The 12,727-nt window shown below is 55.0% G+C and carries 8 protein-coding genes and 1 pseudogene; 4 read left to right on the top strand and 5 right to left on the bottom strand.

Annotation, left to right across the window (positions count from 1 at the left end; translation table 11 throughout):
* Positions 1-200: 200 nt before the first annotated feature.
* From Q1A75_RS22255 to Q1A75_RS22240, 4 genes are read right to left on the bottom strand one after another with little or no spacing between them, the layout of a single operon-like run.
* Entirely contained in the window at positions 201-860 is a 660-nt protein-coding gene (locus Q1A75_RS22255) for an ABC-type transport auxiliary lipoprotein family protein (RefSeq protein WP_299593083.1), read from the bottom strand.
* Positions 857-2,206, bottom strand: coding sequence for an MlaD family protein (locus Q1A75_RS22250; RefSeq protein WP_299593080.1), 1,350 nt, complete (start codon positions 2,204-2,206; stop codon positions 857-859). The genes Q1A75_RS22255 and Q1A75_RS22250 overlap by 4 nt, the downstream gene beginning before the upstream one ends.
* Before the next feature lie 16 nt (positions 2,207-2,222).
* Positions 2,223-2,990, bottom strand: coding sequence for an ATP-binding cassette domain-containing protein (locus tag Q1A75_RS22245; RefSeq protein ID WP_299593088.1), 768 nt, complete (start codon positions 2,988-2,990; stop codon positions 2,223-2,225).
* 14 nt (positions 2,991-3,004) lie between these two features.
* The gene (locus Q1A75_RS22240) at positions 3,005-4,129 is read right to left on the bottom strand and encodes an MlaE family lipid ABC transporter permease subunit (RefSeq protein WP_299593077.1); all 1,125 of its coding nucleotides are present in this window, start codon (positions 4,127-4,129) and stop codon (positions 3,005-3,007) included.
* Positions 4,130-4,286: 157 nt separating this feature from the next.
* Between Q1A75_RS22240 and Q1A75_RS22235 the strand changes: the two are divergent.
* A pseudogene (locus Q1A75_RS22235) lies at positions 4,287-4,478 on the top strand (IS3 family transposase); the annotation flags it as partial.
* A gap of 325 nt (positions 4,479-4,803) precedes the next feature.
* On the opposite strand, the gene Q1A75_RS22230 reads toward Q1A75_RS22235, so the two are convergent.
* A complete protein-coding gene (locus Q1A75_RS22230; protein ID WP_299641295.1) occupies positions 4,804-10,062 on the bottom strand; it encodes a hypothetical protein in 5,259 nt (1,752 codons plus the stop codon).
* On the opposite strand from Q1A75_RS22230, the gene Q1A75_RS22225 reads away from it, so the two are divergent.
* From Q1A75_RS22225 to Q1A75_RS22215, 3 genes are all read left to right on the top strand, one after another.
* Positions 10,054-10,563 (top strand): hypothetical protein, encoded by a 510-nt coding sequence (locus Q1A75_RS22225; RefSeq protein WP_299593071.1) that lies wholly within the window; start codon positions 10,054-10,056, stop codon positions 10,561-10,563. The genes Q1A75_RS22230 and Q1A75_RS22225 overlap by 9 nt on opposite strands.
* A gap of 25 nt (positions 10,564-10,588) precedes the next feature.
* Positions 10,589-10,960 (top strand): hypothetical protein, encoded by a 372-nt coding sequence (locus Q1A75_RS22220; protein WP_299593068.1) that lies wholly within the window; start codon positions 10,589-10,591, stop codon positions 10,958-10,960.
* Positions 10,961-11,651: 691 nt separating this feature from the next.
* Positions 11,652-12,644, top strand: a complete 993-nt coding sequence (locus Q1A75_RS22215) for a LacI family DNA-binding transcriptional regulator (RefSeq protein WP_299593065.1) — start codon at positions 11,652-11,654, stop codon at positions 12,642-12,644.
* The last annotated feature ends 83 nt before the right edge of the window (positions 12,645-12,727 follow it).

The raw sequence follows: 12,727 nt of genomic DNA, 5'->3' as shown, positions 1-12,727 counted from the left end.
CTAAGTGTCCACTTGTTTTAATGGACACTTAGCGCACACCGAATGGCACCGTTAGGTCGGGTTCAACGGACGCTCACATAGCAGCAGCAAAACCACATTAGATCAACGGCAAATTGAGCATCGAAGTTAGGGTTATGCGGTCAGGTAAAATAGTCGCGGTGGTTGGCGTTTGTTCGTGGCAACTATCGCGCATTGCCCGGTCAGGTCGGACGATCTTGAGAGGCTACGTTTTTGGCGATTTCGCGGATACTCCATTCGACGGCGTCCCGCATCGTGTCTCCCAAAGCCTCGTCAAATGCATTGGCCACATCAGTGGCCGCATCGGATTCAGACGCGACAATTTCTTCAAAGGACTTGGACGCAATAATGCGATCCGAAAATGCATCGACGATCTTGATATTCAATCGCACATCCACGCGCAGCGCGGATGGTTCAGATGTTTGCGGTACAAACGCCTGAAACTCCCGGATATCTGTCACAACCAGATAGTCCGCGCGCAATCCGATGGCAGAGCTTCCGACGGCCGGAACCCTGCCCGAGTTTTCGAAGCTTTCGATCAAAAGCGCCTGTACGATCAGCGGGGCTCGATCAACCCAACGCGCTTCTGGCAGGTACTGCACCTGCAAGGGCGTCGGTTGAACCGCAATTTGATTTGTATCGACCATCGCCGTAGCGGTCGGCTGGTCAACCACGATCTGCGATTTCAGCTGTGGTAAGGAAGCGCTGAACGTGCTTTTCGGGCTGAGGGTGTACAAATTAGTTGGTGTTGTAACCTCGACCAGACTTGAAAGCCCTGCACAGCCTGCAAGCAGGAACAGGAGAAAGACACCGGATATCCATGTGGTACAACGCTTACTCATCGGCGAAAATCGGAGTTCTGTGTGCCCAGCAGAAACCTGGCAGGGTCTCGTTCGATCCGGGTCACAAGGCGTTCCAGATTCACGACCAATCCACGCGCCTCTTCGGTAAAGCGTACAAATTCCGGCAACCCCAGTCGCAGGAATTGCGACACTTGACGCTCGTTCCCACTGACGACCGAATCCAGAGTATCGGTAAAACTGGCGGCAGACCTTGATGCGGCAAGTACTTCGTCGGAAATCGCATCGATATTGGTCGCAGCATGCTCTACAGCAGAGGTGAAGGCGGTGGCAGCCTTGCGCAAATCCATTGCGATATCCCCGATATCATTTTCGATCAATTCGTTCGCCGTCGCAAAAGTCTGGTCGGCTGTGTTCAAGGCTTCTGAGGCGTCCAACATCGCCTGATCAATGAATTCCAGAGTATTCGTTGCATTGTCAAAGGCTTTCGTAGCGGCTTCAAGTGCAATGCCGCCATCATCTGCAAGTATTTGCAACCTTGAAGCAATCATGTTGGAACTTTTACCGATATTTTCAATTACCTGCTGACCGCTTTGGGCGGTCGTACGCAAGTCTGACGCTAACGGCGTAAGCTCATCCTTAGTAAAGCTGTCTATCGTTGCGATTGTATTGGTTGCACCTTTAAATGCGGTATCAGCACTGCGAAGAGCCGCGGTCGCAGTTGTCAACGTCGTCTCGGCCACATCACCCAACTGTCCCAGCCGGTCGGAAAACGTGGCAACGCCCTGGGCTGCGGCGCGCAGGTCAGACGACAACACTTCAAAATTGCCAAGGGCGCTGTCCAGCCGTCCCGACGCATTGGCCAGATTGTCGAGGATCGTTGCAACAGACGTACGATTTTGCTCATTGAAAACGCTATCAATGTTTTCGAGAAGCGAGATCGCGCGTTCCAGAAGTTCCGGCGCCCCTTCGAACACCGATTGCAAGGCGGAGCGTTCCGACAGGATGACGGCGTCTTCGGGCAAGGGCGCAGCCTCGGCCGATCCTCCAGACAAGGCCACGTAGCTGACACCCGTCACACCCTGGGACTGCAACTTGGCAACAGTTTGCGTGCTGACGGGCGTATCGGCATCGACCTCGACCCGCACGCGCACCTGTGACGGATCGACCTCGTCGAGGTCCAATCCGATCACTTGGCCCACGGGCACACCGTTGAACCGCACATCGCTCGCTGTGCCCAGTCCGGCCACGTCGGGAAACAGGATATCGTAATAGGTATATTGTCGGTCAGCTTCGACCTTTGCTAACCATAGTAACAGCGCCAAAGCGCCAAAAGCACCCAAAAGCGTGAACACACCGATCAGAACGTAATTGGCCTTAGTTTCCATGTGCGATGGTCGCCTTTTACGTTGATTGTTGCGCGGCACGCGCGCGCGGTCCGGTAAAGTATTCTTGTACCCAAGGATGATCCACGTCTTTCATCAACTCGATAGGGCCTTCCACAAGCACGCGCTTCTCTGACAGCACCGCTATTCTGTCGCAGATCGCATAAAGACTGTCGAGATCGTGCGTCACCATGAACACAGTCAGTCCCAAAGAGCGCTTAAGTTCGCCGATCAAATCATCATAGGCTGCCGCGCCGATGGGATCGAGCCCGGCGGTCGGCTCGTCCAGAAACACGATCACAGGATCCAGAGCCAGCGCACGGGCAAGTGCTGCGCGTTTGCGCATACCGCCCGACAACTCAGATGGAAGCTTGCCGCAGCTGAAGGGCGGTAGGCCTACAAGGCTGATCTTCAGTTCGCCCAGAGCTTTCATTAGGCTATGGGACAGGTTGAGATGTTCTCGCATCGGTGCCATGACGTTCTGTAGCACCGTCAGAGATGAAAATAGCGCACCGTCCTGGAACGCGACACCCCAACGGCGTTCAGTCTCCAGCCGTTCGGCACGGCTGCCATGCAGCACGTCAACTCCCAGCACGTGGATCGATCCGGCAACGGGGCGGTTCAAGCCCACAATAGTGCGCAGCAACACCGACTTGCCGGTGCCCGACCCGCCGACGATTCCCAGCACTTCGCCCTGCCACACATCCAGATCTAACTGGTCATGCACAACCTGGGATCCAAATTGATTACGCAAGTTTCGAACCTGGATGACAGGTGTGCGTTCGATGTCATTGGTCGCGTTCAAAGCCCCAGCTCCGCAAAAAAGACAGAAAACAGCGCGTCGACCGTGATCACCAGAAAGATGGACTGAACGACCGAAGTTGTCGTGTGTCGGCCCACACTATCTGCCGATCCGCGCACCTGCATGGCCTGCCAGCACGCAACCGTGCCAATGACCGCCGCAAAGACTGGAGCTTTGATCATGCCGATGACCAGATGCCAGACATCAGTGTTTTCCCGAAGGCGGGTTATGAATTGCCCAGGACTGACGCCCAATTCGATCCAGCTCATCAAAGCACCGCCGAAAAGCCCGGCGATATTGGCGATGAACCCTAGGATGGGTAGCATGATTACCAGCGCTGTGACACGGGGCACAACCAGCACCTCAATGGGGTCCAAACCCAGTGTGCGCATCGCGTCCAGCTCTTCACGCACCTTCATCGATCCCATGGACGCAGTAAACGCAGATCCGGACCGCCCGGCCACGATGATGGCCGTCAAAAGAATGCCCAGCTCGCGCAATATGGAAATCGCGATCAGATCAACCACAAAGATCTCGGCGCCAAACTGACGCAATTGTGATGCCCCCTGAAAGGCGAGAACGACGCCGATGAGAAAGCTCATCAGCACAACGATTGGTATACCGTTGAACCCAACCTCTTCCATTTGGTTCACCAGTGCAGCCGGGCGCCAACGCCTCGGATGCAAAATTGTGCGCACCAGTACAGTCAGCGTCTCGCCCACGAAGCTCATCAAAGAGAGTATTGATTTGCCAATTCCGGCGGTTTTTTCACCGATACGAGAAAGCCAGGGCAGCAAACCGCGCGGCGGATCCTCTATGCCCTTCTCGGCTGGTCGCGCCGCTGCGACAACATCAATCAGTTGCCGGTGTGCGGCTGACGCGTTGCTGAATGCGACCTCGACACCGTTTGCCTCAAGCCGCGCAACAAGGTCGGCAACAAGCCACGCGCCGCCGGTATCCAGAGCTTCGATGTCGCTCAGATCTATCTGCGACATCCTAGATGTCGTCGATGCATTTGCGAAATCGGATTCAACCTCGCCCAGACGATCAGTCACCAAGCGCCCGAACAGGCGCAACGTGGTTACTCCCTCTCTCTCTTCGATATGCAAGCTTGGTTCTGTCATCAACGTCTCAACAACGATGGGGATTTGTGGAGCTCATAACACTTAAAATTGTGCGAGCGAAGGCCTTGCACTGAACATATCAGGCATGATCCTCTCCCACTGAAATGTTCCGCCCTTGTAGTTACGGTCAGGACTCATAGCGGTGTTGTCACGTTATCGCAAAATCTACGATGATTTGATCGACATGGGCGAGGTGGTGTCAGAGAACCGTGTTGCGAGACGGCTCGCCTTTGCAGGCATCCGGACCCAGATCAGGTACAAGAAGAAGCCCGGCGTGTATGGCGGCAAGCCATCATACATTATTGTCGATAACACACTGTACCGTCAGTTCACCATCGATACACCGGATTGATCAGCGCCACTGAAGTGGTCCAACTTGATTTGTTATTGTATGACCGGCCTTTGGCCTATCTGGAAGATGGTTTCCGGGGCGAGTGGGCGGTGCCCACAACGTTATGCAGCGGCAGGCTTAACGCAACAAAACCCATCGTTTAATTAAGCCAATCAGATGAACCAGATCCTCTCTGAAATCAAGTCGCTAAGTGCCCAACATCCACGACAACGGATACAAAATTGAGGCGCAGCCGGTGGGCAATTTAGGATAGGATCGGCTGCGCCTGCCGAGCAAGCACCCGGCGTTACGTTAGCTCGGGTTCAGGGCGGGGCGCTGGTTGCTACCCCAGGATTTCACCATCATCAGTTGGTACCGGTGTGTCGTCGGGGAAGATGTCGTCAATTTCATCGAGAAGAGGGGGCCGCTCCTGATCTGGTTGGGGCGTTTCTTCCGGCTCCCCAGTGGGTTCGGCAGTGGATTCGGCGACAGCTTCATCCCCGAGGCTTTCCTTCCCTTGTCTGGTCATCCCCAACTCAAACCCGGCGAATGTGATGCCCCCAGTAATGAGGGCACCTGTTGTACCGATATAGTCAACGGTCTGATTGGCAACTCCCGTCAGGGCACCAAATATTGTATTTTTAGGAAGGACTGCGAAGTCAGGCGTATCAAACTGTGCCGCTGCAAGAACCTGTGCACCCACCTTGTCGGGAACCCAATCAACGCTTCCGTCATCGTCAGCCAGCCAGCTTATGCTTACGCGGCCGTTTACAATTGCACTTCCACCAAAAGCAGCCTCTGCACGTTCACCGAAAATAGCAAACCTGATTGCCTGAGGAATCAAGCCAGCTTCAACTTCGCGCACCAACCGGATCTCTTTTTTCTTAACGTTGCCATTCTTACGGTTGTAATCCACATGAATTTCAGTCCCTTCCTGGGCGAAGCCGACGGCTCGGAGCAGGCCTATATGATAGTTCTCATTATGGACTAAAGATACACCTTCATCCGAGGCGCCGCCAATCTGACGACCCCAACGGGTATGGAAAGAATAGTCCAGACCATCTTTGTCGACATCCTGCCCAAGCGGAATGAAAACGCGGAAGGATAAAATTGCGTTGGGGACTGGAAAGTTTTCAAAGAAACCGATCCCGTGACTTGCTGGCTCAAATCGCCCGGTGGTCGAAAAGATGTAAGCGAAGACACTATTAAGAACCTCTCCAATCCTTCGTGTTCCTGGCAATTCAAATCCAAAGATGAAACCAAAGAAGCCTTCGCTCCCAGCATATCCCTTGAATATCCGCTCTTTGACAACGTCCGACTCAAGGTCAACTTCGCCTGTTTTGACATCGACCTGAAGGTCCTTCATGGCTTGTACCTTGTCGCCATCTGCTGCCTTATAGTACTTATCGACAGTTTCCATGTCTTTGATGAACCCCTCATGCTCCGGACTGTTCGGGTTCAGCAAGTATTGGTATTGATCGTACAAATCCTGCGCGAATTGGCCGACCCCCTCCTCCATCTTGTTCATCATCTCGGTGACTTTTTCGACAATGAATTGCATTGCCCCACCAACGCCGTTTTTGGCGTCAATGACAGCCTGCTGGAAGCGGGGACCCAATCCTAGGGCGGTCAACATTTCATCGTCAAAGCCAAGCAACGGTTTGACCGCGCGTGCTTCTGCGACCAGTTCAGTATTCAAGGACAAGAGTTTCCCGCCTGTACCGACACTGATAAAATCTGCGCCGTCGAAGCGATAGGCACCCATCAACAGGTTGGTATCCAGATCGCCTTCGATCGTGGGGAACTTTTCGGCCAGGGCATCAATGTCATCTTGACTGATCCCGAGGCGCTCCAATATCGCCGACTTCTGTTCCGAAGTCAGAGACTTGATACGCAGAATGCCGACAACAATTGCAACGCGTTGTACAGGTGTTAAGGCACTGGGATCAAACGACCAGGTTTTGCCATCATTGTTCAAGACAACCCCAGGGTAGTCGCCCGGATTCTCGGCAACATCACCGGCTATCTCAACACCGCCATTCAACATTCGGAGGACATATCTTGCGTCATCTCCGGTCATGTCCAGACCATTAGGGCTGAAATCATCGGCGGTTGTGGTGTTGACTTTTTTAACGCCGAGTTTGTCCGCGAAGTTTTCGTTGAAGTATTCCAGTGAGCCTCTGAAACTGCGAATGAGCTGATCGCGCTCTCCTGCGGAAACGTTTCCGGTTGCCAAGGTCCACCAGATAGCCCCCAGCTCTCCGAATTCGACGTTTTCGCCGTTCGGTTCCTGCCAGGAGAATTCGTAGTACTCTTCGTCGTCGTCAAATCCGGTGTCGGAGTGAGATATCGTCTTCTTTTTGGTCTCTGCACCATCCAGACCGGTAGAGTAATTGGTGACCTTCTTGACAGCATCGCGGTTGCGCGCTTCTTTCCAGCCCTCTGACAGGCTGTGGTAGTCTGGGATGTTAACCGTCCCGCCATCGCTGCCAGCTAGGGGAACCTCTTTGTCGCCCTTTAAATCCAAACCTTCCCAGACAGCCACTAGCAGCATAGAATCCGGCATTTTTTTTGAAGGATAGGATTTGCTTGGGCCAAAAATGCTGCCCAACAGACCGCCTATTGCCACCTCGAATATTTGGCCAAGGATGTCACTGTTCACACCCGCCAGGACTGTCAGGTAACCCCCGCGTCGGCTGGCACGCGGCGGGAAGGAGAAATATCCGCCTGTATTGCCCGCAGTGCTGAAATCTATCCCCTCATTTTGTGACAGGAACATTTTCATCAGTGCGCCATCTGCGGCACCAAGCCCTGAATCCTGAAGATCTCTATTCCAGGTTTTGGCTGCAACTGTCAGATTGAGAAAGTCGGTTGCGTCATCGCCATCAGCGTCCCTATCATCGAAGTCGCCCAACTCCTCGCCATTCACCAGAATCTTGCCGCTGAGCCCGTCGATTTTGAACTGTACCGCATCGGATCGGTCAAAATTGTCGCCCGGTCCCAAGAGGTCCCTGATGTCATTAACTTTTGCATCCCTACGGAGCAGCCGGAGATCTTCGCCAACTGTAACATCATTCATCCCGACATCCACGGGCGTCTGATCTATGCTTGGAGAGAACAGGACGGTGACATCGTTGTAATCCTGGCCATCACCAGACTGGGTCTGAGGGCCATCAACGCCTTGGGCGCCGACCGGCAGGTCGGTGTTGGTGCCATCGTAATTGGCCTCAAACCCAATACGGTATCCGTCACGCACATCAGTGCGCATCTTTTTCCTGTCGACGACCGAGTCAGTGACCTCGCCCGTTGTCAGGTTGGTCATCCGAAACCGTGGCTTCAACTCCGGATTGGAATAGTCTTGCTCGGTCTTGATCCAGTTGACTGAGACGATCGCCCGATACCTGCCATTTGTGTCGCCGTCGCCGTCGTCATTTATGACTGTGACCTGATCACCGCTCTCTGCCTCGCTGCGGTGCAGCTCGCGCCATTCGCCCAGAACCGGGTCCCAGACCTCCAAAAGCTTGGCGTCTCCCCGCTCGAACGTGACCAGTATGTCTTCGGTGGTGGCATTTTCTTTGGACACCAGCGGCAGGTTTTTGGAGGTTCGGGTGATGCCGTTTTCAGCGTCGTTTTCCGTGTTGATGTTCGGCCCGGGCGATTTATCATCAGATTTCGCGCCATTGGGCTGATCCACACTCACCGAAAGGATCGGGTTTTCATACAGACTGTCTTCGATTTCATAATAGGTATAGGTGGTTGTGGTGCCGTCTTTGCTGACCGCCGTGCGGAAGTTCATGGTCCTCCATTCGCCGTCAACCTTCATCTGGATCTGCAGATCCACATCGGTCCCATCTAGGGTCTTCGGGAGGATGAACGTACCGCTGCTGGCGTCAGGATCGGTGCTGTCATAGTCGACAACCTCGGAGTCTTCGGATCCCCCAGTCAGAAAGCTTCGCGGGTTGGCAAGGACACGGAAGTCAGCGTCCTGATAGCCCAAAGCCGCGGGTTCGGGGAACTTGATCGTGATCTTGGCCGGCGGGCCGTTCACTGCCGGAAGTTCATAAATCGGCGCGTCCGGATCCACGAAAGTGACTTCCATAGAAATCTGGATCAGCGGCGTCTTCTTCACAGGCTCCGGATAAGGCTGTTGTTCAGCATCATTGAAGGTGACACGGCGCATAGCGCCGTCAGCGTTGTTCGTCTGATCTCCCGTAAAATCTATTGATTCGGCCCATTCCTCCCGCTCATTCCATGTTTCACCCCCATCAGTCGACGTCTTGAGTTCCAAACTCGGAAAGCGATCATCTGTGCTGGCGGGCACCTTCACAGCGCTCAGATCAAAATTGGAATCCGTACTGTCAAAGACCACCACCTCTTTACCGGTTTCAGGATCAGTTGTGGTGACCAGATAGTCCCGATCAGGCTCCAGCACATCGACATTGAATGTGATGTAATGATCATTTTCGCTATCCGTTTCGCTATTGCTGGCATCCCCCGTCGGCGGGGTAATCGGGCCGTCAACAACCTCAACACCTTCCGGTGGGGTATCCGTAAAGCTGACCATAACATCATTAAAACGGTCATCCTCCGACGTACCCCATCTATCCTCAAACCCGAAAACCGTCGCGTCCCCAATGGTGCGCGTCTGCACGCGCTTGTCATGCGAGCTGTAGATAACCGTCGGTTCGCCTTCTCCTTCCGCCGTTACATTGCGCACCCGGATTTCAGGTGGCTGCGTGCCCGCCTGATTGACTTTGACAGCCGTGCGCCCATTCCCGAGGAGGACCGCACCCTCTTCCTTGCGCGCCACCTCCGTCCACGCGCCCGTCTCGGGATCGCGCACCTCGACAATAAGCTCATCATTGCTAAAGAGGCCGACCTCGGCATAGACCTCGCGCGTCGTGTAAAGGTTCTCGTAGCCTTCAGACAGCTCAACCGCATTGATGCTGCCGCCAAGCGACGTTGCTGTTTCCAGCAGATCATCAGGATTGTCGGCGTGGCGCACAACAACGTCCTGGTAGTCATCACCGCCCGCTGTGCCATCTTCGTTGACGGTGAAGTTGTCTTCGAACTGCACTTTGACGATGCCGTCCTCTTCGGTGCGGATCGTCCGGCTGCGGTCCCGGTCCGAGATTATCGCATTGTCCTGGCTGCGATTGCGCACCCGCACCCGTGGCGGCGTGTCGCCAACTTGCTCAAGCTTGACGATGGCCCGGCCCTTCATATTCCGCGCGCCGGGAACAAACTGCGGCTTGGATGCGACCTCTACCCACTCGCCATCTTGCCAGACCTCAACAGCAACGGCATCACCGGTGTCAAAGCTGATCTCCACATAGACGTCCCTGCGGGGCAAATCTTCCTGTGGAATCTCCTCGCCAGTCTCGTCAACAGGCGGTGCAGGGTTTTCCTCTTCGGGCGAGGCCACCTGCAGCCCAGGTTTGCTCGGATCCACATTGGATCCAGGTGCCGGCCCAGGAACCGCGGCGTCATCATCCGTGGCATCGGGCGCGCCCTCAGACCCCGGTGTTTCATCGGTGTCAGGTGACGTATCTGCTTCGCCCGGATCATCCTCACTCTCTGGCGGACGGGCTGTTTGCGCCAATGGCTTGGTGCGGATCTCGATGATCGCATCGTTATAAGATCCATCACCCACCGCGTTGTAACCGGATGGCTCGTATACGTTCTCACCGCTGACTTGGCCATCGCCAAACTCATCGAAGCGGATCTGGATGACTCCGGTCTCGGGGTCATAGCTGATCTTGCGTGTCGAGCTGGCATCCGCATCGTTGAGTGTCGCAGCCGTCGTGGAGACATAATAGCCCCCATCAGCGTGGCTGTCGTCGACAATCCACAATTTGAACTCGCCGTCCAACGGGCCCGTCAGCAGATCACCATTGACCTGTGGCACCACAACTGGAACCTCTTGCCCATTCGCAGCCACGGGCTGCGCAGCCTTGCGCGCCACGACAAGCGGGGTATCGCTGCCTTCGGGCACGTAATGCAGCTCAACCTCGTTCGAGGTAAAGAACTTCACATCAACCGCATACGGTGCTTCATCCGTCGCAATGCTCTCTTCTACCACCCGCGCCCTGGCCTGAACTGACCTGCCATGCAGTCGCACGGTCACCGTGTCAGAGGCGCGCGCTTTAAAGTCACGCGTCGTCAGCGCTATCCCATCCGTCGCCTTGGACATCCGCGCGCCGACATCGCCGGACCTGACCGGCACGCCCAACGCTGCCGCCCGCGCCCCGATCGCCTCGCCAAACTCCTCACGCAGTGCTGCCTTGCGCTGCTGTGGGGTCAGCGACCGTGACAGCAGGATCGTTCCGCCCGCTCCCGGCGCCCCCGGCACAAAGGCCGCATCAACTCCTACTGGCAACGCCGTGACCCCCTTCCTACCCGGCACAACCATGACCAGATCCGGCATGATCGTCCCGGATCGGATCTCTGACAAGAGCTGCCGGATCGCCGCCTGCTTCTTGGCCGTCAGCGCAGCGTAGGATCGCCCTGTCAGCGCCAAAGACAAACGGTTCCGCGCCCCCGGACCCTGGAACCGATCCGCAAACCCCGCCGCCACCTCCGACCGGCGCCGCAGCAGCGCCGGGCTGCCGCCGGCAGTGCGCGACACCACGGCACCCTGAGCGCTGCCACCCTTCGCACGGGTCAGCACAGCGCCAGACGGCAGCCTGTGCCTCCGACCAGGATCCCAAGACACATTCTGCTGCGATCCAAACCTGCTGCGTACTCCGCCCATCACATCCGCCTCCTGTTAAACAATGTGCGCGCGACACATCGATGGTCAGTTCATCCTGACATCAGGCGGAACACTCCAATATGCGAAACCACACATGATCAGATCGACGAAAATACGCAAAACCCTAAGGCAACATACGCAAAACCAGATACAGAAGGCTCAGGATTTCGGTAACGGAACCGTGTCAGTCAAGGTATATTTCGCAAGCGGGTTGATCCACTAAAGCGGCTAGCTCGGAATCTTTTGGGACCGTATTTCCTAAGGTCAAGAAGCTCACGAGCCCGAAGAGCTTGGCAGTTTTGAACCTCATGCTAGGCTACCATCCGGTATTCAAGCTTATGCAAAGTTTCTTGCCGGAGGCATTACGATGTCTGACCTCATTTCCATGGCCAACCCGCAGCTGGAAACCACTAAAATGCGCATAAAGGAGGTAATCAATGGCCACAATCAAAGACGTATCGTCCGAGTCAGGCTTCTCAATAGCCACTGTATCGCGCGTCGTGAACAACCCCGATCTGGTGGCACGATCCACCAGAGAAAGAGTTCAGCGTGCGATTTCCAATCTTGGATATGTGCCGAACTCCGCTGCGAGGATGCTGCACAAGCAAACAGCCAGCTATGGAGGGCTGGTTTCGAGCAGCTTCGGAACGGAGTACCATTCGACCATCGCGGAAGGTGTTGAAGTAGCGTTTCAAGAAACCCGACTCCTATGTATCAACGTCGGTAGCAACATGACCGCTGAAGGTGAACTGGAAGCGTACAGGCTGCTTACCAACTTTCAATGCAAGGCGATAGTATTGCATTCGGATAGGCTGGAATTGGAAATTCTAAAGAGATTAATGCACGAGAATCCATCACTTGCTGTGGTCGGGCGCTGTGTCGATGGATTTGAGAAACGATGCGCTTACGTCGATAACTTTGAAGTTGGTCGGGGCGCTGCCCGCCACTTGTTAGCCTGCGGGCACCGTTATGTCGGGCAGGTACTAGGTCATGAAGAATACTCCGTAACAAGAGTACGTTCGCAGGGGTTCACGCAAGTTATTGAAGATGCGGGATTTGGGACGGACCCGCTGCCGCAATTTAGTGCGAACTTTTCACAAGTCACTGCCGCCGAACGCGTAGAAAGTTTCCTAGTCGCGCAGCCCAATGTTACTGCGCTGTTTTGTCATAACGACCAAATGGCATGGGGTGTCATGGACTATTGCAAGCGCGCTGGAGTGCGCATTCCGCAGGACCTCGCGATTATTGCAGTTGATGATTTGAAACTGTCGCAGTTCATGAAGCCACGACTGAGTACAATTGCATTGCCGCTAAATCAAATAGGTTACACGGCTGGAAGGCTGGCGCTTGCAGGCGCGCTCGATAATGTAAAGATAAGCGGGCTCCAAAATTTGATCGGCCATAAACTTATCGTGCGCGATACAACCTAGATGAACTGTCCAGGGCCACGTCTATGGGCCACTTTTGATCAGTGTTTCTGGAATGGGCGGGCGCATGTTTGGGGCCTGATGTG

Origin of the sequence: uncultured Tateyamaria sp., from assembly GCF_947504105.1 — a bacterium.
Taxonomy (GTDB): domain Bacteria; phylum Pseudomonadota; class Alphaproteobacteria; order Rhodobacterales; family Rhodobacteraceae; genus Tateyamaria.
Note: the sequence above shows the minus strand (reverse complement) of the source record. Positions and strands in the feature narration are given on the sequence as shown.

What these genes read in the sequence shown, in the direction of transcription:
- Q1A75_RS22255 (WP_299593083.1), bottom strand. Translation starts at nt 860, where the DNA reads ATGAGTAAGCGTTGTACCACATGGATATCCGGTGTCTTTCTCCTGTTC.
- Q1A75_RS22250 (WP_299593080.1), bottom strand. Translation starts at nt 2,206, where the DNA reads ATGGAAACTAAGGCCAATTACGTTCTGATCGGTGTGTTCACGCTTTTG.
- Q1A75_RS22240 (WP_299593077.1), bottom strand. Translation starts at nt 4,129, where the DNA reads ATGACAGAACCAAGCTTGCATATCGAAGAGAGAGAGGGAGTAACCACG.
- Q1A75_RS22215 (WP_299593065.1), top strand. Translation starts at nt 11,652, where the DNA reads ATGGCCACAATCAAAGACGTATCGTCCGAGTCAGGCTTCTCAATAGCC.